The 24,102-nt window shown below is 33.6% G+C and carries 22 protein-coding genes; 5 read left to right on the top strand and 17 right to left on the bottom strand.

Features of this window, described 5'->3' with window-relative positions:
• Positions 1–114: 114 nt before the first annotated feature.
• The 8 genes from ACYUJ6_RS08285 to ACYUJ6_RS08250 form a co-directional block, all read right to left on the bottom strand.
• Complete coding sequence (locus ACYUJ6_RS08285) at positions 115–1,527, bottom strand: FAD-binding oxidoreductase (RefSeq protein ID WP_461845338.1); 1,413 nt, start codon at positions 1,525–1,527, stop codon at positions 115–117.
• A 50-nt stretch (positions 1,528–1,577) separates the two neighbouring features.
• Positions 1,578–2,786 (bottom strand): electron transfer flavoprotein subunit alpha/FixB family protein, encoded by a 1,209-nt coding sequence (locus ACYUJ6_RS08280; protein ID WP_461845337.1) that lies wholly within the window; start codon positions 2,784–2,786, stop codon positions 1,578–1,580.
• A gap of 21 nt (positions 2,787–2,807) precedes the next feature.
• Positions 2,808–3,596: an electron transfer flavoprotein subunit beta/FixA family protein gene (locus ACYUJ6_RS08275; protein WP_461845336.1), complete on the bottom strand. Its 789-nt coding sequence runs from the start codon at positions 3,594–3,596 to the stop codon at positions 2,808–2,810.
• Between the two features lie 47 nt (positions 3,597–3,643).
• Positions 3,644–4,918, bottom strand: a complete 1,275-nt coding sequence (larA, locus tag ACYUJ6_RS08270; protein WP_461845335.1) for a nickel-dependent lactate racemase — start codon at positions 4,916–4,918, stop codon at positions 3,644–3,646.
• 23 nt (positions 4,919–4,941) lie between these two features.
• Positions 4,942–6,468: an L-lactate permease gene (locus ACYUJ6_RS08265; RefSeq protein ID WP_461845334.1), complete on the bottom strand. Its 1,527-nt coding sequence runs from the start codon at positions 6,466–6,468 to the stop codon at positions 4,942–4,944.
• Positions 6,469–6,860: 392 nt separating this feature from the next.
• Positions 6,861–7,559 (bottom strand): FadR/GntR family transcriptional regulator, encoded by a 699-nt coding sequence (locus tag ACYUJ6_RS08260; RefSeq protein ID WP_461845473.1) that lies wholly within the window; start codon positions 7,557–7,559, stop codon positions 6,861–6,863.
• 70 nt (positions 7,560–7,629) lie between these two features.
• Positions 7,630–8,283 carry a ribonuclease H-like domain-containing protein gene (locus ACYUJ6_RS08255; RefSeq protein ID WP_461845333.1) on the bottom strand — a complete coding sequence of 218 codons (654 nt, stop codon included), beginning with the start codon at positions 8,281–8,283 and terminating at the stop codon, positions 7,630–7,632.
• Between the two features lie 215 nt (positions 8,284–8,498).
• A complete protein-coding gene (locus tag ACYUJ6_RS08250; protein ID WP_461845332.1) occupies positions 8,499–9,224 on the bottom strand; it encodes an HAD-IB family hydrolase in 726 nt (241 codons plus the stop codon).
• A gap of 249 nt (positions 9,225–9,473) precedes the next feature.
• On the opposite strand from ACYUJ6_RS08250, the gene ACYUJ6_RS08245 reads away from it, so the two are divergent.
• The 3 genes from ACYUJ6_RS08245 (at position 9,474) to ACYUJ6_RS08235 (ending at position 11,692) form a co-directional block, all read left to right on the top strand.
• Positions 9,474–9,701 carry a FeoA family protein gene (locus tag ACYUJ6_RS08245; protein WP_461845331.1) on the top strand — a complete coding sequence of 76 codons (228 nt, stop codon included), beginning with the start codon at positions 9,474–9,476 and terminating at the stop codon, positions 9,699–9,701.
• Positions 9,702–9,762: 61 nt separating this feature from the next.
• The gene (gene feoB / locus ACYUJ6_RS08240) at positions 9,763–11,529 is read left to right on the top strand and encodes a ferrous iron transport protein B (RefSeq protein WP_461845330.1); all 1,767 of its coding nucleotides are present in this window, start codon (positions 9,763–9,765) and stop codon (positions 11,527–11,529) included.
• Between the two features lie 16 nt (positions 11,530–11,545).
• Positions 11,546–11,692 (top strand): FeoB-associated Cys-rich membrane protein, encoded by a 147-nt coding sequence (locus tag ACYUJ6_RS08235; protein WP_461845329.1) that lies wholly within the window; start codon positions 11,546–11,548, stop codon positions 11,690–11,692.
• A gap of 7 nt (positions 11,693–11,699) precedes the next feature.
• On the opposite strand, the gene ACYUJ6_RS08230 is transcribed toward ACYUJ6_RS08235, so the two are convergent.
• The 9 genes from ACYUJ6_RS08230 to ACYUJ6_RS08190 form a co-directional block, all read right to left on the bottom strand.
• Positions 11,700–12,080 (bottom strand): CBS domain-containing protein, encoded by a 381-nt coding sequence (locus ACYUJ6_RS08230; protein ID WP_461845328.1) that lies wholly within the window; start codon positions 12,078–12,080, stop codon positions 11,700–11,702.
• 73 nt (positions 12,081–12,153) lie between these two features.
• Positions 12,154–12,951 carry a ribonuclease H-like domain-containing protein gene (locus tag ACYUJ6_RS08225; protein WP_461845327.1) on the bottom strand — a complete coding sequence of 266 codons (798 nt, stop codon included), beginning with the start codon at positions 12,949–12,951 and terminating at the stop codon, positions 12,154–12,156.
• A 68-nt stretch (positions 12,952–13,019) separates the two neighbouring features.
• On the bottom strand, positions 13,020–14,717 hold the full coding sequence (gene argS, locus ACYUJ6_RS08220) for an arginine--tRNA ligase (RefSeq protein ID WP_461845326.1): 1,698 nt from the start codon (positions 14,715–14,717) through the stop codon (positions 13,020–13,022).
• A gap of 99 nt (positions 14,718–14,816) precedes the next feature.
• Positions 14,817–15,803 (bottom strand): UDP-glucose 4-epimerase GalE, encoded by a 987-nt coding sequence (gene galE, locus ACYUJ6_RS08215; RefSeq protein ID WP_461845325.1) that lies wholly within the window; start codon positions 15,801–15,803, stop codon positions 14,817–14,819.
• A 49-nt stretch (positions 15,804–15,852) separates the two neighbouring features.
• The gene (locus tag ACYUJ6_RS08210; protein WP_461845324.1) at positions 15,853–17,223 is read right to left on the bottom strand and encodes an N-acyl-D-amino-acid deacylase family protein; all 1,371 of its coding nucleotides are present in this window, start codon (positions 17,221–17,223) and stop codon (positions 15,853–15,855) included.
• A gap of 67 nt (positions 17,224–17,290) precedes the next feature.
• On the bottom strand, positions 17,291–18,367 hold the full coding sequence (locus ACYUJ6_RS08205; protein ID WP_461845323.1) for a polyamine ABC transporter substrate-binding protein: 1,077 nt from the start codon (positions 18,365–18,367) through the stop codon (positions 17,291–17,293).
• A 45-nt stretch (positions 18,368–18,412) separates the two neighbouring features.
• Positions 18,413–19,201, bottom strand: a complete 789-nt coding sequence (locus ACYUJ6_RS08200) for an ABC transporter permease (protein ID WP_461845322.1) — start codon at positions 19,199–19,201, stop codon at positions 18,413–18,415.
• Complete coding sequence (locus ACYUJ6_RS08195) at positions 19,201–20,100, bottom strand: ABC transporter permease (protein ID WP_461845321.1); 900 nt, start codon at positions 20,098–20,100, stop codon at positions 19,201–19,203. Before ACYUJ6_RS08195 ends, ACYUJ6_RS08200 begins: the two co-directional genes overlap by 1 nt.
• Positions 20,097–21,209, bottom strand: a complete 1,113-nt coding sequence (locus ACYUJ6_RS08190) for an ABC transporter ATP-binding protein (protein ID WP_461845320.1) — start codon at positions 21,207–21,209, stop codon at positions 20,097–20,099. Before ACYUJ6_RS08190 ends, ACYUJ6_RS08195 begins: the two co-directional genes overlap by 4 nt.
• A 482-nt stretch (positions 21,210–21,691) precedes the next feature.
• On the opposite strand from ACYUJ6_RS08190, the gene ACYUJ6_RS08185 reads away from it, so the two are divergent.
• Positions 21,692–21,946: a FeoA family protein gene (locus ACYUJ6_RS08185; RefSeq protein ID WP_461845319.1), complete on the top strand. Its 255-nt coding sequence runs from the start codon at positions 21,692–21,694 to the stop codon at positions 21,944–21,946.
• 1 nt (position 21,947) lies between these two features.
• Positions 21,948–24,068: a ferrous iron transport protein B gene (feoB, locus tag ACYUJ6_RS08180; protein WP_461845318.1), complete on the top strand. Its 2,121-nt coding sequence runs from the start codon at positions 21,948–21,950 to the stop codon at positions 24,066–24,068.
• The last annotated feature ends 34 nt before the right edge of the window (positions 24,069–24,102 follow it).

Raw genomic sequence — 24,102 nt, 5'->3', positions numbered from 1 at the left:
TTCTTTTATTATAAATATACAATAACTGAAATAAAACATTTTATTAAAATTTAAATATTTTCTGCAAAAAAATAAAAGCTTTCGTAAAATGTTACGAAAGCTTTTATTTTTCAATTATTCACAAACCTTGCCTGGATTTAATATATTTTTAGGATCAAAAGCAAGCTTTATATTTCTCATAAGCTGAATATAATCCTCTCCATACTGACGGGCTATATACTTTTTCTTGGCATATCCAATGCCATGTTCGCCTGAAACGGCTCCTTCTAAATCTTCAGATTTTTTATACATGCAGTCAAATACATCGCTTAACTTTTTATTCCATTCCTCATTTGAAAGATCATCTTTTAAAATATATACATGTATATTTCCATCTCCTGCATGTCCAAAGCTTCTTATTCTAATGTTAAATTGTTTCTGAAGCTCATCTGTATATTTTACAAATTCAGCTACCTTGTTTCTTGGAACAACCACATCACATTCATCCATATCGGTAGTTGTGGCCTTGACTGCTTCCAAAAATGCCCCTCTTGCAGACCAGACTGATTCCTTTCTCTCATCTGTATCTGAAATATACACATCAATAGCTCCTTCTTTTAAACATATATCTGCTACTTTTTCATAATCAGCCTCTATTTGTTCCCTGCTGTTTCCATCAAAGGTAAGAAGTAAATATGCATCTGATGATTTATCCGGAAATTTCTTCCCCAAAAACTCCTCTGCTGCAAGTATAACCTCCCTCTGCATAAATTCTATAGCCGTTGGTATGGCTTTGGACTTTATTATTTTGGGAACCGTGGTTATGGCTCTATTCAAATCAGGAAATGGTACAAGCAGACTTATTGATTTTTTAGGAAGGGGCAGAAGCTTTAGTATTACTTTTGTAATTATTCCAAGAGTTCCTTCAGATCCGCATATTAAATCCTTTATACTATAACCTGAACTGTTTTTAACTACTTTGCCTCCTACTTGTATAATATTTCCATTCGGAAGTACTACCTCCAAACCTCTTACATAATCCCTTGTAACACCATATTTAACAGCCCTCATTCCACCTGCATTGGTGTTTATATTTCCTCCAATAGTAGCTGACTTTTCACCTGGATCTGGTGGATAAAACAAATCATGACTTTCTACAAACTTGGCTATCTCCATAAGAAGAACTCCTGGTTCCAGTGTTAATGTAAGATTCTCCTCATCTAATTCAAGTATATTGTTCATCTTAGTTAAGTTTATCATTATTCCACCTTCTATTGGAACTGATGAACCAACCAATCCTGTTCCTGAACCCCTTGCCACCACTGGAATATTGTTTTTGTAGGCATAAGCCATTATTTTTGAAACTTCTTCTGCACTTAAAACTTCTAACATAACATCAGGATATCTGCTTACTCCACCTAATTCATCATGACTGTAATCTTCATTTATATTTTCGCCGGTAAAAACTCTATCTTGTCCAAGCAAATCCACGAAAAACTCTATATCATTATTATCTAACTTTTTATATTTTTCGATGCACATTTCCATATTTTTTCCTCCAAACTGAACTCAAAGATTTTAAATACACTGGATAATTTTTAAACCAGTTCATACAATCCTTTTTCTGATTTAATATTATCTATAAGCTTCGGTATGATTTCATATATATCCCCTACAATGCCATAGTGGGCCACATCGAATATAGCCGCTTTCGGATCCTTATTTATTGCAATAATCAGATCAGAATTATTCATACCAGCTACAAATTGAACTGCACCGGATATGCCACAGGTTATTATAAGTTTTGGTTTAACTGTTCTTCCGCTTAATCCAATCTGCCTTTTTGCATCTATCCATCCTGCTTCTATAAGGGGCCTGGTAGTGGCTATCTGGCCTCCAAGTAAATCGGCAAGTTCTTTTATCATGGCTAAATCCTTTTCAGATCTAACACCTCTTCCTGCTGCAACTATAACATCTGCCTCTGATATTTCTTCTTCAATTTCTTTTTTAATTATCTTCAGCACTTTTATGCCTGATTTAAATTTTGTTTTGTCCATACATTGTATATTTATTTTTCCTGAAGTCTTTTCTGATCTTTCAGGAGCATTCATGACTTTATATCTTACTGTAGCAAGCTGTGGTCTATGATTTGGATTTAATATCTGAGCCATTATATTACCGCCAAATGCAGGTCTTATTTGTACAAGATCCGTATTTTTTTTCATATCAAGAACTGTGCAATCAGCAGTAAGACCAGTTCTAAATCTAGCTGCAACTCTAGGGGCAAGGGATCTTCCTACTGTAGTTGCACCTACAAGAAGAGCCGATGGCTTGATTTTGTTTATGAAATCTTCCAATGCTGCTGTATAAGGCTCTATTCTAAAATCTTTCAGCTCCTCATAATCATACACAAAAACCTCATCTACACCATAATGCAATAATTCTTCTGCCTTGTCCTTTATATTATATCCTACAAATACCGCATATACTGGATGATTTATTTTTGCCGCCAATTCCCTGGCTTTGCCTATAAGCTCATAAGTTACAGGATGTATATTTCCTTCTACATGATCTACATATACGGATATTCCTCTCCAAAGGCTTTTATCTATTTCTTCGATTTTATCCTCTATAAATTGTACTACTCCTTCTGGCCCTTTTTTTACACACATTTTACACATCTTACAGGCAGAATTTATTTCTAAATTTCCATTTTTATTTTCCATGGCACCAAAAGGACATATACCAACCAATTCCTCTATAACGGAAGGCGTAAGCTTATCTTTATTTATTACCAATTTACCCATTTTTCAATTCCTCCTAATAATTTATATAAACTTACATTCTCTAAGTTTTTTAGTTAATTTATTTGCCAATTCTTCTCCATTTCCATTCCACATTTCCTTATCAGTATTTACCTCCGGTGGGAATATTCTCTCTACTTGTGTAGGTGAACCATTAAGCCCATACATGTTTTCATTTTTGTCTTCAAAGTCCTTATAGCCCAATACCTTAACTTCCCTGTCCTTTGTCTCAATCTTCTTTCTAAAGGATGGAAGCCTGGGTTGAAATATGTCTTTTTCCACTGTTAGAAGACATGGAAATTTCACCTCTGATATTTCCACAGTATTAGGCATATCCATTTTAACAATCAAGGAATCATTTTTTACTTCTTCAATACTTAAAACATTAGCTATATGTGGTATTCCTAAATTCTCTGCCATCTCAGGTCCTACCTGTGCTGTATCACCATCTGTAGTCTGTTTTCCGCAAAGTATTAAATCTATATGTCCCATCCTTTTTATTCCCTGGGATATGGTATAAGAGGTTGCCAATACATCTGCTCCTGCAAATTTTCTGTCAGACAGCAGCACCCCTTCATCTGCACCCATCATATACGCTTCTTTTATTACATCGGATGCCTGAGGCGGTCCCATGCTTATTACTTTTACTATTCCCCCATGCTTTTCTTTAATTTTAAGTGCAGTTTCCAATGCATATAAATCATAAGGATTCATTTTGGAATCTATACCTTCTCTTTTTAATACTCCAGTTACAGGATCCACTTCAACTTTTGATGTTCCTGGAACTTGTTTTATACATACTAATATGTCCATTTAAACTACCTCCAAAATTTATATAAACTTAAAAATAATTTTATTGTCTAATTTACAATTACAGCAACTCCATCCGGTATAACAGTAACTTTTGCATTTTTTCCTGCAATGTCATATGCTTTATCAAGAGCTTCTTTAACAGTATAAGCATGCTGCATGTGAATACTTTTTATAATCTCAGGTTGACACATATCAGTAACCATAATTACAGTGCACTTATGAAGTATTCTGGCAAGTATCTGAGATTCCCATTGATCAGGCACAGTTTTCCCTCTCGGAACCTTGGAAACCTTCTCCAAAAATTCTTCCGGGGATTTCACCCCAGCTAGATTATTGTAAAATCCTTCGCCGCCGTGGCCATCATTACAGGCAGACACCATTATTATTACCCCGCCTTCCCTGCAGGTTGCTTCTGCTGCGGTCATCCCCTTAACTGCCTGATATATATTTTGATCCAGTGGATAGCCGCCGTTGGTGGAAATGGCAATATCTGCTTCTACCTTGTTAACTTCAGACAACTCCATGACAAACCTGCAGCCCTCTTCATGGGCCAATTTACTATTGCCTGCAAAAGCATTTATTATTTTTTTGTTTCCATCTATAACTACATTTACTATAAAAGCTAGTTTTGCTCTTTCTGCAGCATATAACATATCCTTATGAATGGGATTATCTTTTAACTTGCCTGTTCTGGCACATGGATTTGATATAAATTCTGAACAATGATTGGCCATAATGGTTTTTCTTGAAGCTATGCCAGGAAGTATGCTTTTTCTTCCACCTGAAAATCCCGCAAAAAAGTGAGATTCTATAAAACCCTCTGCAATTAAAAGTTCTGTTTCTACTGCTGTCTTATTGATTATAAGTTCCCCTCCTGATGGAAGTGTGCCTATCTTGAGCAAACCTGCATCATTCCCCGAGTCATGAACTATTATATTCTCATTTTCAACTATTTCTTCACCAAATTTATCTATGAGTTCTTCCCTAGTTGTAGCTCTATGAAATCCTGTGGCAATTAAAATCTTTATATCAATATTGGGATTTACCTTCCTTATTCTTTTTAAGAGTATGGGCATTATAATTCTACTTGGTACTGGTCTTGTATGATCACTGCTTATTATAACCATATTGTTCTTATTTTTAACCAGATCCTCCAGCTTCGGAGATCCTATGGGGTTGTCAAGTGCACTTTCAACTATTTCGGATTCTGTAAGTTCCGTTTTATAACTTCCTGCTTTTGACTCAAGTACTGCTGCAAGATTTTTATCTTCTATTTCAACTTCCACAGTTCTTTTATTATAAGGCAGTTTTATTACTGACATAGGCAAATCTTCCCTTCTTCTATTTAATTAAACCCAAATACAGGTCCTGCAAAATAAGCAATAAGTCCTAATATAATTACATATACTACACAAAATTTCAAAGTGGCATTTAATATTTTTCCTTCTTGTCCCACAAGTCCTGTAGCTGCTGTGGCAACTGCTATACTTTGAGGTGATATCATCTTTCCTGCCGTAGCTCCTCCCGTATTTGCAGCTGCAAGCCAGAACTCGTTTAAATGAAGTGATCTTGCCACTTCCACCTGAAGACCTCCAAACAATACATTGGCTGATGTATCACTTCCTGTTACAAATGTGCCCATAGCGCCTATTATGGGAGCAATAAGCGGATAAAATCTTCCTGTAGCAGTTACCAGAACTACTGATATTGATTTTATCATCCCGCTGTAACCCATTACTTTTGCAAGCGCCACTATGGCAATTATGGTAATAGCTGATTTATACATTTGTTTAAAGGTATCCACCAGGACTTTTAATATCTCCACAAATTTAGCACCTTGAATAAGTCCCCCTATAAAGGTTGCTATTATAATCAGTGTTCCTGGAGTGGACACCCAATTAAATACATAAGGTGACGCTCCTTTTCCAGAATAAATAAGTGCTGATGTTTTTATTGAAGAAAGTGCCTTATTTATGGTTGGAAACAACGCACTGCTCAATATTACAAATATAAAAACCAATATGAAGGGCAGCCATGCTAGTATTCCCTGTTTGACAGAAACCCTTTCAGCATTTTTTGCAGCAGTGTCTTTATAAAATATTTTAGCTACCGCTATTGTAACTACCATACAGACTACGGAACCAAGTATTGCAGGAAGCTCTGCACCTAAATATTTTGCCGCCAGCAATTGAGGAACTGCAAAAGAAATACCGGATGCAAGGGATATTCCCCAAAAACCTTTTATAGCCTTTACACTCCTGCCCGTAAGCATTACAAGTATAACAGGCACAATAATAATTAAAATTGTCAGTTGAAGACCTACTGCATAACTAAGCTGCGTTACATCAATATTAGAAACCTTTGCAAGGGTTGTCACAGGAATTCCTATAGCTCCAAAGGCAGTAGGAGTGGTATTGGCAATTAAACATATGACAGCTGCAAAAACAGGGTTAAATCCAAGCCCTGCAAGTATGCTGGCCGGTATTGCAACTGCAGTTCCAAACCCCGCTATGGCTTCCATAAACCCTCCAAAAGCCCAAGCTAAAATGAGTACCAGTATCCTGTTGTCTGTTGTTATACCCGTCATCATTTTTTTAATTGAATCCATACTTTTAGTGTAAACGGTAAGATTATAAGTAAATACAGCTGCTATTATTACGATCATAATTGGCCATACGGCAAGGGCAAATCCTTCCAGCGTTGCAGTTGCAGCATTTAAAATCGGCATTTTCCATACCAGAATTCCTAATAATATAGTAATAACCAATGTAAAAGGACAAGTTTTATGACCTGGCATCTTCAAAACACCTAATGAAATCATAAGCCATACTATCGGTATTAGTGCAATGAAAAAAAGTAAATAAACATTCATGCTAATCCTCCCCCCAAGTACCTACAGGTTATGGTACTATGTATTATGGTATTATGGTACTACCAGTTATGAGCTAATCATATCATAGTTGTTTTAATATTTCTACAATTGTTATTTTGTTAACATCAATTTATTTTATAGAATTAATTAATTTATATTGTATACATAACGTTTACAATATAATCGTATAAACAAAAAATTTTTTTGTTTATATAAAAATTAAGTATAAATATCATATATTGGTTAATAAATTAACCGATATAAAGGAGATGTTTATTTTCTTTAATCTTAGTCAGCATAAAATTTTATTTAATATGCGGAATTTATCAATACAGCATATTAAATAAAACATTAGCATCCACCAAAACCATTATAACTTTTTTAAAAGTCTTTCATATATGTTTTTTTATATAGGCATTGGTAAAATCAAGATGTTTCTTCATTTCATCTGAAGCTCTTTTCACATCATGGTTTTTGAGTGCCTCATATATTCCCATATGCTGCTTTGCAAGCACCTCTATATTCTTCTTATCTACCAATATTTTGCTTCTGGCATCTTTTAAAAAAGCATCCATTAAAGAAGACATTGCATTTAAAATATTTATTATTAAAAAATTTCCCGCAGCCTGTGCAATTTTATAGTGAAATTTTTTATCAAATTTTACATTATCCTGCTCATTTCTGGAAGTCTTGAAGGCATCTGATAATTTTTTTAAACTTTTCAGCTGATCTTCATTTATTTTTCCTGCAGCCATAGAAGCGGTTTCTATTTCTATAAGTCTTCTAACATCCATTATTTCTTCAGGATTCCCTCCTTGAAGCATAAACATTACAGAAAGAGGTTCAAACAAGCTTTCTTCAAAACTCTGCCTTATAAAATTACCCTCACCTTGTCTACTTTCTATTAGTCCCATAACCTGCAGTGCCCTTAATGCTTCCCTTATAGAAGTTCTGCTTACCTGCAGATGTTCTACCAGTTCCCTTTCCGAGGGAAGTTTATCCCCTTTTTTCAGTGTGCCGTCTACAATCATATTCTCAATTTGCTCTATTACCTGCTCATATACCTTCGTACTCTTTATAGGAGTAAAAATCAAGTCATTCACCTCCTCATAAACATAGATAATATAATATTACAATATTCGATATCTTTTTTAAAGTATTTTATATAGAATTTACAAAAACATGGTTCCATTTTGTATATATATCAAAAAGACTAACCACATCCTGCTCATTATATAACAGTATTTTTTCCTTTTTCATGTTGGGCATTCTATTTATATACTCACTATCCTTCACTATCTTGCAAAAAGTTTTAGCCAGATTTGAACCGCTTATAACACCATTTTCACGGGTAATTCCAAATTCCTTTTCCAGTGCCTTCAACCCTATTGATTTATGGATCTCATTCTCATACTGTTTCTGTAAATCTATACTTATAAAATAATCCTGTATATTAAATTCCATATTGTATTTTTTAAAAAGATAATTTATCACTGTAAAATCATTATTTCCTGAAAAAGTAACTATATATTTTTTACCCTTTTCAATCATGGTCTTAAAATACTTTTTTGATAATTCAAGTATGGATTTTACATCTTTTTTATTTTCTATCATATATTGAGTTACTTTCAGGCTCTCATTTTTATAATCATAAAAGCAGCATCCAAATACACCTATGCATATGGGTTTTTTGTATATATAATGTTCCAAATCAAAAAATACAGCATCTTTAAAAATACATTTATTATCACCCACCTTTAATGAATTCTCTATCACTGGTTTTTTTACGTCAATATCATTAATTCTTTCTATCACTTTACCACTCTTTTCTAACTATTCTAAATTACACAATTTAAACTTTATACATGTTGTATATATTTTGTATATTAATCCTCCAATTTATCCGCTGAACGGCATTGCTAACGCCCACAGCTTTGTAAAACAGCGGCATAATCAATGCTGCACCCCTGGATAAGTTCTCCTGATGTTCAGGTATGAAAGGCATTCCACATAATCAAGTTCCACTATACCTAAAAACACTTGATATTTTCTGCTTTTAATTTATATATCATATCTTTCCTTTCAACTACTATATTTATTTTCTTACTCAATGCTGCATCATCTAATATTTCTTTTAAAAGCTCCCTGGTAGGGTTTACACATACGGGGTTTTTAACCATCTTCATCATTGAAAAATCACCTGAAGTATCTCCATAAGCATAACTCTTATCCAAATCTATATCATACTTTTTAACAAGCATGTCTATGGAATTTTTTTTGCTTTCACTATCCCACATGGGAACAACTTCTCCTGTATACACATCATTGCTGTCTCTAATATACACGGCACCAACATAATCATCAAATTCATATTTAATTGCCATTTCCTTAACCAATTCTGCAGGGCTTCCTGATACGGTCAATATCTTGTGTCCTCTTTCCTTATGCCATTTTATTCTGTCTCTAGTATAAGAATATACTCTATCTCCTTTTTGTGCCACTACATTTTTAGCTATGAATTCAACCTGAGACTTATGAAGGCCTTTTATAGCTTCAATATATATGTCTGCCATTTTCAAAAGGTAGTTGTCATAATTTCCCTTTCTCTTATCCCACCTATCATATTCTGGTTTAACTTCTTTATACCACCTTTCAGCTGGTATTATTTCATATTTAACCAGCTTTTTAAAAACTTCTGTTATAAGACCTTCTCTATATAAAGTACCATCAATATCAAAAAAAGCTACAGTATTCATATCTGTTATTTCTCCTTTATATTTATATGAAAATTCTATTTTACAATATTATTTTAGCACATATCTATATTTTAATTCTGCAGGTAACTAGAAAAATTTCTTAAAAACCTCTTAATATTATAATAAAAATATATGATAATTTATTTTATATATCAGTTTATTGACAGTACATATTAAATATGATATTATGAATTTAGGAAATGATAATGATTTTCATTACTTACAAATTAATTATTGAGGTGATTTATTATGAGCATTTGTGATTTAAAACCTGGCGAAAAAGGATTTATAAAAAGTTTAAGCGGAGATAAGAAATTAGTTAAAAGGCTTCTAGCACTTGGCTGCATAGAAGGTACTGAAATACTTGTAAAGACTTCTGCCCCCTTGGGAGATCCGATAGTTATAAATTTAAGAGGTTTTAATTTGGCTATACGCAAAAGGGATGCGAAAAATATATCAATAGCTGATTTAATTTAAGTGTTTATTGATTATAATATAAGTATTGATGGTATATACTATGGATGACAGGAGGATTATTATGATTGTAGCAGCTTTACTGGGAAATCCAAATGTAGGTAAAACTTCTTTATTCAATCACTTAACTGGTTCAAATCAATATGTAGGCAATTGGCCGGGAGTAACTGTAGAAAAAAAAGAGGGCTATATAGACAATTCTATAAAAATAGTAGATTTGCCGGGTATATACGCTATGGATACTTATTCCAATGAGGAAAAAGTATCAAAAGAATTTTTGTTAAATGGCAGCCCAGATGTTATAATAAATATTGTAGATTCCTCCAATTTAAATAGGAATCTATATTTAACTACTCAATTAAAACAATTTAATAAACCTATTGTACTAGTGTTAAATATGCTGGATGTGGCTGAATCAAAAGGCTTTAAGGTGGATTTTTCTACATTGTCTAAGGAACTTGGAGTACTTGTACTCCCAATTATAGCAACTAAGGGAACGGGAATAGCCAAACTTCTTGAAATTTTAAAGAATGGTGATTTTAAAGAATCTAATGACAGTGAAAAATTTAAATTTGAGAATGAGAAAGAAGCTTATTCTTATATAACCGAAGTTCTGAAAAAATGTCTGACAAAGACAAAAAAAGATATTACCTCTGTTACTGAAAAAATAGACAAGATAGTTTTAAATAGGTTTTGGGCTTATCCAATATTTTTATTAGCACTTATATTAATTTTTAAATTTACCTTCAGTTGGGTAGGCCAACCTATAGCAGACACTCTTAGTGATTTTGTAAATGGTTCTCTAACCACGTATTTAAAAGGACTGCTTTCATCAGCCAGTCCCTGGTTTAGTTCTTTTTTAGTGGATGGTATTCTGGCTGGAGTAGGATCTGTAATTGTATTTTTCCCCGTTATATTTTGTCTGTTCCTCGGTGTATCATTTTTAGAAGATAGCGGATACATGGCAAGAGGAGCTTTTATAATGGATAAGCTTATGAGGAAAATAGGTCTGTCTGGAAAAGCATTTATTCCTCTTATAGTAGGTTTTGGATGTTCAGTTCCGGCAATTATGTCTTCCAAAACTTTAGAAAGTGAAAAGGACAGAAAATTAACAGCTTTATTGGTTCCTTTAATGTCATGTAATGCCAGGCTCCCAATATATGCCCTGTTTGCATCTGCTTTTTTCGTGAATCATAAAACCACTGTGGTTTTTTCCCTGTATATTCTTGGAATTGCAATAGCCTTTTTAATTGGCATTCTTTTTAAAAATACTATATTTAAGAAAGATGAAGAACCTTTCATAATAGAACTTCCAGAATATAATATCCCCCAGTCACGAAGTTTGCTTTTCCATACCTGGGAAAAGGCTAAAGGGTTTTTAAGAAAAGCTGGTACAATAATATTTTCCATGTCCGTTTTAATCTGGTTTTTATCTAATTTTAATTTATCCGGCATGGTGGATATGGATAAAAGTATTTTATCTTCTATTGGAAACTTTATAAGTCCTATATTTGCACCTATGGGATTTGGCAATTGGCAGAGTTCAGTATCACTTATAACCGGAATTATGGCTAAGGAAATTGTATTAAGTACTATGGGAATTGTATATGGCGGAAACTTGTCTACCATATTGCCTACTCATTTTACATCTATTTCTGCTTATGCTTTTTTAGTTTTTGTACTTCTCTATACTCCATGTATATCATCAATAGCAACTATGAAAAAAGAATATGGAAATAAAATGGCTGTTTTTTCTGTAACATATCAAATTCTGCTTGCATGGATAGGTTCTTTCCTTGTATTCAGGATAGCTACTTTGATATTTGGCTGATGGAGGTGCTTTTGTAATGTTTTTGGAAATTGCAGTAACAGCTGTAATAGTATTAGCTGCAGGTTATATATTATATAGAAATCTTAAAGGTAAATCCAAGGGCAAATGTGATTGCTGTTCTACTACCAATTGCCCTTATCATAATACTAAAAAAAAGTCCTAATTCCATATTAGGACTTTTTTATTAGATAATCCAGTATATCTTCAATAGATACAATCCCTTTTACTATATTTTTATCATCAATTATGGGAATAGCTATTATACTTTTTTCCCTCAGTCTCTCTGCTACAGTAAAAATATTCTCATCACCATAAGCCGTAACTACGTTCTTTGACATAACCCAATCTACCGGACAAGTATCATAATGCCCCTCTTCCATCAGAAATCTATATATATCCGCCTTCACTATCATCCCAATCAATTTTCCATATTCATCCACTACCGGTGCACCATTTATATTATGATTGTCCATAACATTTAAAGCTTTACACAGGCTATCTTCTTTCTTTAATCTTACAATATGAGAACGCATTATTTCTTTTACTGCCATATACTCACCCTCCCATTTATTATTATACAACATCTTCATGGATTTCAAAAGTTTTAGTTGAATTAAAACTCTATTAATAACTGCTGTTTATTATATTTACTAATTCATCTGAATCATTCTCACCTTTCAACAGATATTCTATAGTATGAGAGGCCGCTTTTTTAGATATTCTATTCAGCTGTATGTCTAAATTTATCTTATTTTTTCTCAAAAGAGCCCTTAAATATTTAAGCTGTTTGTCCGTAATACAATCTTTTCTCACAAGAATATTGCTGTTCTTTATTTTAGCAGCAAGTTCATGAATTTTAGGCAGATTTAACACATCTTCATAATTATGAAGCATTATGGTGTCTTTTATATGTTTATCTTTAGATAATAGAAATTCCTCATAAAGCTCCACACTAATACCACCGTCTATTTTATCCTTCCTGTTTATGCCTATATATTTTTCTACGGTCTTCAAATTACACCTTTCCATACCAAGCTGTTTGTAATATGGCCTTATAATCCTGTATAAATCCACATGATACCTGGGGGCAGTAAAACATATATTGTTTTGAATCATTCTTTCCTTTATAAATGGCTCATCAAAAGCTATGCCGTTATAAGAACACCATATATTATCCTTTTGGATATCTACAGAAAATTTATATAATATCTCCCTTTCATCCTTCAAGTCATCTGCAAAATATTGTTTCACTTTAAATTTATTTTTTCCCAGGAACTTCCCCAAGGATATGAGTATTATACTGTGGCTCTCTCGGTCAAACCCTGTAGTCTCTATATCAAAATATGATATATTCTCCATATTGCATTTTAAAAATTCACTCTCACCTATGGCTGTAGCCTGTTCATATTCTTTAATTTCCATAATGTCCGTTACTTAATGTAACTTCTCCTCTCTTAATTCTATAACACACCTTGAAACATCAATCAATACTACATCTTTTCAACTACATCAATTCCCAGTAGATTTAATCCATTCTTCAATACCTGACAGGCTGCCCTTACAAGCTGAAGTCTGGCAATTTTTATAGTTTCATCGCCGGCATTTATAATACTGTGGGCATTGTAGAATTTATTAAAAGCCTTTGCTACGTCTATTACATACCTGGTTACCATAAATGGTTCCAATTTATCTATGGCATTTAATATAGAACTGTTAAAATTATTGAGAACTTTAGCAAGTTCAAATTCTTCTTTAGTGCTTAATTTACTGTAATCCACATCACCTTTTATATTTTCTGACTTTCTCAATATGCTCTTTCCCCTAGCATAGCTATATTGAACATAGGGACCAGTTTCTCCTTCAAAACTCAACATTTCCTTCCAATCAAACACTATGTCCCTCTCCCTGTTATTTTTTAAGTAAGTAAATATCACAGCACCTATTCCAACCTTTTGAGCAACTTGAAGCTTATTTTCCAGCTTAGGATTTTTTTCATCTATTATTTCAAGAGTTCTTTGTACCGACTTATTTAGAAGATCCTCTAAAAATATTACATCGCCTTTTCTTGTAGAAAGCTTTTTATCCGCAAACCTGACTAATCCAAAGCCCACATGAACACATGAATCCGCCCAATCCTTCCCCATTAATTTAAGTGTAGTAAACACCTGTTTAAAATGAAGTGACTGATCTATTCCCACCACATATATGCATTTGGAAAAATCATAAGTTTTTTTCCTGTATATAGCTGCTGCTAAATCCCTAGTGGCATATATAGTTGCACCATCTGATTTTTTTACAATGCAGGGAGGTATATTATATTTATCAAGCATAACAACTTTTGCTCCGTTGCTCTCTACAAGAAGTCCTTTTTTATCTATATCTTCAATAACCGCATCCATTTTATCCGTATAAAAACTTTCTCCTGCATAGGAATCAAAATCCACTCCCAACAACGCATATATCTTTTTAAATTCCCTAAGGCTCAGCTCCTTAAATTTCTTCCAAAGTTCAACCTCCTCTTTGCATCCATCTTCCAATCTTTTAAAGTACATTCTGCCTTCTTCGTTAAGAGCAGGATCTTTTTCCGCTTCTTCATGAAATTTTACATATATTCTCAACAGTTCTTTTATGGGATCCTTATGGAGTTTTTCTTCATCACACCATCTTTTATATGCAGCTATAAGCTTTCCAAATTGAGTTCCCCAATCTCCCAGGTGGTTTATTCTAGTACAATTATAACCCTCAAAACTCATCATTTTATAGAGGGAATTTCCGATGGCAGTACTAAACAGATGACCTACATGAAATGGTTTTGCAATATTAGGAGAGGAATATTCCACAACTATATTTTCCCCACTTCCTACAGATGAACTCCCATATTTGTCTCCCTGCTCCAGTATTTTCGTCAATACATCTCTTGTAAATGTATCCTTATCTACAAAAAAATTTAAGTAAGCTCCCTTATTTTCAATCTTTTCAAAATAATCTTTTTCTATTTTATCCTTTAATTCCCCTGCAATTATATTAGGTGATTTTTTTAGATTTTTTGCCAGCTGAAAGCATGGGAATGCATAGTCCCCCATCTCAGATTTTGGAGGTATTTCTATTAAACCCTCTATAAAATCCAGTTGTAAATTTACATTTATATTTTCTTGAATTTTTTCTGCTGCTAGTTTCTTATAATCCATACGATTGTTAAATAAACACAGGTTTACTTAACACTTTTCAACTCCTCTCCTATTTATCATTATTTCTCATTTTCCATTCGCATTCACTATGTATTGTACTTACCTCTCATATCCATTGGGATGATTTCTATGCCAATTCCATGCAGTTTCAATAATTGTCTCAAGAGAATTATATTTTGGATTCCACCCAAGTTCTTCCCCTGCCTTTTTAGAAGAAGCCACCAGTACAGCAGGATCTCCCGATCTTCTTGGAGCAATCTCAGCATCTATTTTTTCACCGGTTACCTCCCTTGAAACTTCAATCACTTTCTTTACAGAAAAGCCTTTTCCATTTCCCAAATTGTAAGTTTTGCTTTTTCTGTCACTCATAATTTTATTTAATGCCAGAAGATGAGCATCAGCTAGATCCGTAACATGTACATAATCTCTTACACAGGTTCCATCTTCAGTATTATAGTCGTCCCCAAATATATATATTTTATCTCTTTTTTTCAAAGCCACTTCAAGTATTATTGGAATCAGATGGGATTCTGGCCTGTGATCTTCTCCAATAATTCCCCTTATATGCGCTCCTGCAGCATTAAAATATCGAAGTGCTGCATATTTTATTCCATAAGCACTATCGCTCCACTTTAATATCTTCTCCACTGTAAGTTTTGATTCACCATAAGGATTGGTAGGGCAGGTCTGTGCATCTTCTAAAATAGGTATACTTTTGGGTTCACCATAAACAGCTGCAGTTGATGAAAAAACTATATTTTTTACACCGTACTTTTTCATGACCTTTATCAGATTTAAAGTGCCTCCTACATTGTTTTCAAAATATTTAATAGGTTCATTTACACTTTCCCCTACTAGGGAATAAGCTGCAAAATCTATTACTGCTTCAATTTCATTTTCTGAAAAAACTTTATTTAATGAACCTTTCTCTCTTAAATCTCCCTCATATACCTTACCGCCTAAGACAGCATTTTTATGTCCCTTTTCAAAATTATCCAATATTACAACTTCTTTACCTTCCTCCAGCAGCCTTGCAACCATATGACTGCCTATATATCCTGCTCCGCCGCAAACCAAAATCGCCATTATAAAAATCCTCCTAAGATATATGATAATATATATTTTATATCTAAAATCATTTCATTTCAATTGCCCTTCCAGGTAAGACTCCCCTTTTGATCTTACCATTTTCAAATACTATCTGTCCATTTATAATTACGTAATAAACTCCTTCAGGATATGCATCTGGTCTGCCTCTTCCTAAAAACTCCGATTTATCACAAATAGTATCCATGTCAAATACAACTAAATCTCCATCGCATCCTACAGCCATCCTGCCTTTGTTTCTAAGTCCAAGTATACGGGCTGGTGTCAAAGTACACTTTTCAATAGCCTTAATAGGCGAAATATACTTTTTTTCTCTTACCATTTTTCTAAAAAACCTTGGAAAAGTACCTGCATTTTGCGGATGTCCTTCTTCCATGTTGCCTGTGGGACTAGATCCTGAATCTGAAGACAATACTATATAGTCTTTTAAAAGGGCTTCATAAATTTCTTCCTCCACTCCAGTATTGCAAATTATTATTGCATTTTCCTTTTTTCTTCTCATACTTTCATATAAATTTTTTGTAAGGCACCTTCCTCTAAGCTTTCCAGAAGCAAGATATAAATCACTGAACTTCCACCCAAATTCCCTAATGTGCTCTTTGTCAAAAACACTGGTGCTCATACCTGTGGCAAAAGAAGTATACATACCACTGTCTGCCCATATATTAACACCTCTTTTTCTGGCCTCATCAAGAATGTCAAGTGCCTCAGTCATAACCCCTGTTCCATACTGATATACCAGATGGGACACCTGTACCAATGCTCCTGTAAGTTCAGAAATTCTCACAGCTTCCCTAAGAGATTCCAGATCATTTGGGTTCTTAAGTCTAGTGTGAATAGAAATTATTTTTTTATACTGCGAAGCTATCTTACTTAAAGCTATGACTTCCTCAAAAGAAGATCCCGGAGCATATTCAAGTCCAAAGGATAATCCTACTGCACCATTACAAAATTCCCTTTCCAAAATGTATTTCATTTTTTGTATTTCATCTTCTGTTGCTCCAATATAAGAGTTAGTAATTCCTACTCTGTACCTCAGGCTAAATGAGTGTCCTATAAATTGAAGCTGGTTTATCAAAAATCCATTTCCATTTTGTACTCTGAAAAATTCATCCAAATTCAATGGCCCGCCACCGCAATTACCTCCTACTGTGGTAGTAACTCCCTGAACTAGGGATAATTCTCCGCAACTCATATCCCCATCAATATGGGCATGAATATCTATAAACCCAGGACTCACTATATAACCTTCAGCATCTATTTCTCTTTTTCCATTTATATTCTCGCTGGTAATTGCAGCTATCCTGCCATTTAGCAGTGCTATATTGCCCCTGAATATAATCTGCTGCTCCGGATCCGCAATTTGAGCATTTTTTATAACTACATCATAGATATTCATAAAACCACCCCCCCTTCAAAAATACTTTCTGCCAATACATTTGATTTCTAAAAGTATTTTCCAAATATTACTTCTGTTTAAATTCAGACCATATTAAGTCATAAGTTTTTGTAGCGCTTCCTACATCTTTAAACCTTTCAGCTCTCTTTAACTCTGCATCCGGTATAAATACAGCCTTATTATTCAAGTATTCTTTAGACATGTATTTTTTAGCGGCCTTATTTGTATTTACATACTCATTAGCTGTAGTTGCTTCATTGCTTATTTTGCCGTCCAACATAAAATTTATAAACTTTTCTGCATTTTCTTTATGAGGTGCCTTTACTGGTATAATAAAATTATCCTCCTCCGCATTCATTCCTTCTTCAGGATATACTATTTTGAGTTTTGGATTTGACTTAACTGCTGCGGATGCCTGTGAACCATACATAAATCCAACCGTAGCATCACCATTTATAAGGCTGTTATGTGGTGTATCTGCATCAAACACCTTCACATTTGGTTTTAGCTTATCTAGTTCCTGTTTAGCCTGATCCAATTTTTTAGGATCTGTTTCATTCATGGAATAACCTAATTTCTTAAGTGTCATACCTATTACTATTCTAGGATCATCTACAAGCACTATTGAATTTTTAAGTGCAGGATTCCAGAGATCCTTATACCCTTTTATAGGAAAATTTACCTTTTCAGAATTATATACAATCATCTGGCTTCCCAGGGTATATGGTATAGAATATTTGTTGTCTTTATCATAGGGCTGAGCTAAAAATTGAGGATCCACATTCTTATAGTTAGGTATTTTTGATTTATCTATGGGCTGCATTAAAATGTCTTTTTGTTTCCCCATAACTTCAATAATATAATCACTGCATATTACTACATCATACTGAGAACCCTTGGAAGCCTGAAGTTTTGCAAGCATCTCCTCATTGGTAGAAAAGTTACTGTAATTTACTTTTATTCCAGTTTGCTTTTGAAACTCATTTACTACGGAATCAGGTACATAATTGGCCCAGGTAAATAAATTTACCACTTTCTCACTGCTGCCAGATGTTTGCTTTTGATTTCCACAGGCAGATAGGGTAAACATCAAACATGTAGTCATCACTGCCAGACTTAATAACTTAAATAATTTCTTTTTCATTATATATTCCTCCCTAATTTTATGCTATATAAATATATGAACCGGCTATACCTTTTTAGCCCCTATCATTTTAACAGACTGTGCAAAAATTAAAATTCCAAAAGTAATCAAGAGCATTAAAGTACAAAGTGCGTTGATTTCTGGCGATAAACCAAATTTAAGCATGGAAAATATTTTTATAGGTAAAGTTGTGCTTTCCGGTCCTGATACAAAAAAGTTTATAATTACATCATCAAAAGACAGGACAAAAGCAATCATTGCCCCTGAAAGTATACCTGGCAATATCAGTGGAAATATAATGCTGGTAAATACTTTAAACCTATTGGCTCCCAGATCCATGGCTGCATCCTCAATATTGGAATCAAATCCTGCAAGTCTTGACTTTACTACAATAAACACAAAAGGTATGCTAAAAGTAGCATGGGATAAAACCAACGTACCTATACCAAGTGAAAATCCCATCTGTGAAAAATACATAAGCAGGGCAATACCCATAATTATTTCAGGTATGACAATGGTTATATTTAAAAGTCCTTCTACCACACTCTTGCCTTTAAAATTGTACTTATATAAACCAACAGCTCCTATTGTTCCTATTATGGAAGAAACCACAGTACTTGCAACCGCTATGATTAAGCTGTTTTTAAATGCTACAATAACATTTAAATCCTCAAATAATTTTTCATACCACTCCATGGTAAATCCTGTCCACCCAGTTCCCGCTGCCGCCTGATTGAAAGAATAGGCCACAACTACAAATATAGGTAAATATAAAAATATAAATATTATTCCAATATATATGTTGGAAATTCCTTTAAAAATTTTAGTTTTCATCAGAAAACCTCCAAATCAATTTTCCTGCCCACTAATTTCACGCTGATACCCACAATAATCAAAACCGCAATTATCATAATTATAGATACAGCTGCTCCAAAAGGCCAATCCCTCGATACTAGAAATTGATTCCTAATGAGGTTTCCCATAAGCATCACTTTGCTTCCGCCCATCAGATCACATATATAAAATAATCCAAGAGAAGGTATAAAAACCAGAACACATCCTGCAACCACCCCTGGCATGGTGAGGGGCAAAGTCACAGTTAAAAAAGCTCTAAAGGGGCTTGCCCCCAAATCCTCAGCCGCATCAATATAAATTTTTTGTATCTTTTCTATGGAAGTGTACAATGGAAGTACCATAAATGGGAAAAGAGTATATATCATTCCTACAAGTACTGCCCCATAAGTGTAAAGCATCTCCAGCGGTTCACTTATAAGTCCTGTTTTAATAAGTACATTATTTATAAGTCCTTCTGTACTCATAAGTATCATCCATGCATAGGTTCTTATAAGAGAATTTGTCCAGAAAGGGATAATTATTAACATTATGGCCAGTATACGAAATCTCTTTGGTATTTTCACCACCAGATATGCAAAAGGATATCCTAGAACCAGCGTACACAGTGTAGTTATAAGTGCAATGGATACAGAATCAAAAAATACTTTAAAATAAAGAGGAGATATAATTCTTTTATAATTTTCCACGGAAAATATAAAATCTATCCCGCCATTTACTCCCCTTTGAAGAAAACTTATGAACACAATATACAAAATGGGAACTGCCATAAAAAATATCATCCATATAGAAATGGGAAGTATAAAAAAACTCTTTTCAAAATTTGGGATCCATCTTTTAACTATATTTTTTTCATGTGTGGATTTGCTTTCAATTCTCAACTAACCATCACCTTTTCCCTTGACTCCAATTCATTGTACTCTTTTTTCTGATTTATTATTACGGCATCCTGAGGATCCCAGTATATCCAGACAGATTCATCCACCTTTGGCACCTCCAAGTTTTTATTATAATTAATTGAAGTTACCTTCCTTCCATCCTCCAAAATAAAATTAGTCCTTATATTAGATCCTAAATATATATTTTCTTTAACTACTGCTTTAAGGCTAAAATGCTCAACACTTCCTAGAGAATACCTGATATTTTCCGGCCTGACCAGTATACAGACTTTATCCCCAGCCTCCAATGATTTATTGTTTGCAACTATTTTTGAATTTTTTGTTTTTAATAAAGTCTTATCTCCAAAAATATTTTCTACTGTTGAATCAAACAAATTGGATTCACCTATAAAGCTTGCCACAAACTTGGTTCTGGGTCTTTCGTATATATCTCTGGCATCGCCTAACTGTTCTATAGCTCCGGCATTCATTATAACTATTCTATCGGATATATTAAGAGCCTCTTCTTGATCATGAGTTACATATATAAAAGTTATACCTAATTTTTGCTGAAGGAATTTTAACTCCATCTGCATTTTTTTTCTGAGTTTAAAATCCAATGCACCTAAAGGTTCATCCAAAAGCAATATTTTAGGGTTGTTTATAAGTGCTCTTGCAATTGCCACCCTTTGTTTTTGACCCCCGCTTAACTGGCTTGGCATTCTCTTTTCATAGTTATTAAGTTGTACAAGTTCTAACATTTTAGTTACACGTTTTTTTATTTCTGACCTCTTAAATTTCTTGATCTTAAGTCCGTAGGCTATGTTGTTATACACATTCATATGGGGAAAAAGGGCATAATTCTGGAAAACAGTATTGATGTTTAATTCATAGGGTTCTTTATTTTCTATGTGTTGTCCATCCAATAGAATGTTTCCACTAGTAGGTTTTTCAAATCCTGCAATCATTCTAAGTGTAGTAGTCTTCCCACAGCCGCTGGGCCCTAAAATAGTTAAAAATTCACCTCTTTTAATATCTATGGAAATATTTTTTATTACCTTTTGATTATTAAATATTTTTATCAGATTAACAAGTTTAAGTATAGTATCCAATGTTCTTCACCTCCATTTTATAACAATTGCTGAATTTTTTTCATCATTATAATTATAGTTAATAAATGTATAATTGTGTAAGATGTATATTTTACTATTTGTTTAAACCAAAAAGCCCCCACCTCTATTACAGAGGCAGAAGCTCACTTCTGCAGTCCCTACTCACCCTGTTATTATATAAAAATTTTCTTTATATTATATGAAACAATATAATATTCAAAACTTTGTTTAAAATATGATATTTTCAATATTAATTCCTAGTGCTTTGCTCAAATTTGAATTACAGGGTTATAATATCACATTAATACCTTTAAGTCAATTATTTTGTGTAAGGTCTAATTTTAATACTTACATCAAATTTACTATCACCATTATTTTTACCTTTCATACATTAATATTGAACCTAATTTTAATCTAAACTAATATTTTTAGTCTGGGGAAATAATTTCATATTTTTATAATCCCTGTAAGGAGGAATTAAGATGGAAAAACTTTGTCATGTAAGCGTGGGTAAAACAGTAGTAGTGAAACAGCTTTTTTCCAAAAATCTGCTTAGAGAAAGAATGATGGCACTTGGCATTACCAAAGGAACTTTAATTGAAGTGATATTAAAAGGACCCGGTGATAATCTAACTGTATATAAAATTAGAGATACCTTAATTGCACTTAGAAAGGAAGAGGCTTCTTTAATAGCTATAAAACAAGTAAAATTCAATCAATATTATAAAGGAGAATAGTATGGGCCTAACTTTTGAATCCACAAGAAATAAGTCCCTTAAAGATATATTTAATATAGAAACTAAAGAAAAAACTTTTGTAATAGCACTGGCAGGAAACCCCAATACCGGTAAAAGCACTATTTTTAATTCTCTTACAGGTCTTCATCAGCATACAGGCAATTGGCCCGGAAAAACTGTAGTAAATGCCCGTGGAAACTATAAATATAAAGATAGAGATTTTTTAATTGTTGATTTACCCGGTACCTATTCTATATTTGCTTCCTCCACCGAGGAAACAGTAGCAAGGGATTTTATATGTTTTGGGAGACCTGATGCCATAGCTGTAATTACAGATGCCACCTGTTTAGAGCGAAACTTAAACCTGGTATTCCAGGTAATGGAAATCACCAGTAATATAGTGCTATGCATAAACCTAATAGATGAAGCAAAGAAAAAAAATATAATCATAGATGGTAAAGCCATAGAGAAAAGGCTTGGAATACCGGTAATCATGTCCGCTGCCAGAAACAACATAGGTATAGAAGGATTGAAAGAAGCTATATATAATACCGCATCAAATAAAATCAAATTAGATTACAATCCTGTAATATACAATGAAAACATAGAAAATGTTATAAATAAAATAGAACAATCAGTAAAAACAACTTTTCCAGATATAAACTCCAGGTGGCTTTCTATAAGACTTATGGATGGAAATGAAAGCATGATTAATTCCATGGTCAAGTATCTTGACAAAAGTGATCTGTATTCTGTAAAAAAATTTGCAGATGAATTGTGCAGGGATATGGATAAAGAAAAAATACGGGATTATATAACAGAACAAAATTATAAACTGGCGGAGTCCATAAAATCAAATTATATTAAAACGAGCGGTAAAAATACACATAAGGACATTAACCCCGATGCCATAATAACTTCAAAAAGGTATGGAATACCTCTTATGCTTCTGATGCTGTGTGCTATTCTATGGATAACAATAAAAGGGGCAAATCTACCTTCTGATATTCTCTCTAAACTATTATTCGGCTTTGAAGATATATTGACTAAATGGTTTACCCAGGTTAACGCTCCAAGCTGGCTGTATGGAATGCTGATTTTAGGAATTTACAGAACTTCAGCCTGGGTTATATCTGTAATGCTTCCTCCTATGGCCATTTTTTTTCCAATTTTTACCTTGCTTGAAGATATCGGATATCTGCCTAGAGTTGCATTTAATCTGGATCATCTTTTTAAAAAAGCCTGCGCTCACGGCAAGCAATGTCTCACCATGTGTATGGGACTTGGATGTAATGCTGCTGGAGTAATAGGCTGCAGGATAATAGACTCTCCTAGGGAAAAACTTATAGCCACTATTACAAACAATTTTGTTCCATGTAATGGAAGGTTTCCTACACTTATAGTAATATCCTCCTTGTTTTTCGCTTCAGCCTTCGGATTTTCCAAAATAATTCCTGCTGTAGTCATTACACTGCTCATAATATTTGGTATAGTTGTAACCTTAGCTGTATCCTATCTGCTCTCAAAAACCATATTAAAAGGTGTTTCATCTACATTCACTCTGGAGCTTCCCCCTTACAGAAAGCCTCAGATAGGAAGGGTAATCTATACTTCCATAATAGACAGGACTATATTTGTACTATGGAGAGCAGTAATTGTGGCAGCACCAGCGGGAGCAGTTATATGGATACTTTCAAATATATACCTTGGAAATACCAGTATAATAAATCATGTTGTTATGTTTCTGAATCCCTTAGGCAAGTTTATAGGGCTGGATGGGTGTATATTAATGGCCTTTGTACTTGGTCTTCCTGCAAATGAAATAGTACTTCCAATCTTACTTATGTTATATTTATCTACAAATACAATGGTGAACGTTGACAGTATTCTATCTTTAAAGCAAATTTTTTTAAGTCATGGCTGGACATATCTTACAGCTTTAAACACCATGTTGTTTAGTTTACTGCATTGGCCTTGCGCCACTACTCTCCTTACCATAAAAAAAGAAACGGGAAGTGTAAAATGGATGATGTTTTCGGCACTAATTCCATTGTTAACTGCTTTTATAATATGCTTGTGCACTACCTTGATTTACAATGGTCTTCATATGCTGATATGGTGAAATATTTGATTTAAAATAAAAATTGTCAGCGAGT

The organism is Clostridium sp. JNZ X4-2, from assembly GCF_054889485.1.
The sequence above is the reverse complement of the archived record's forward strand: the minus strand, read 5'-3'. Positions and strand labels throughout refer to the sequence as shown.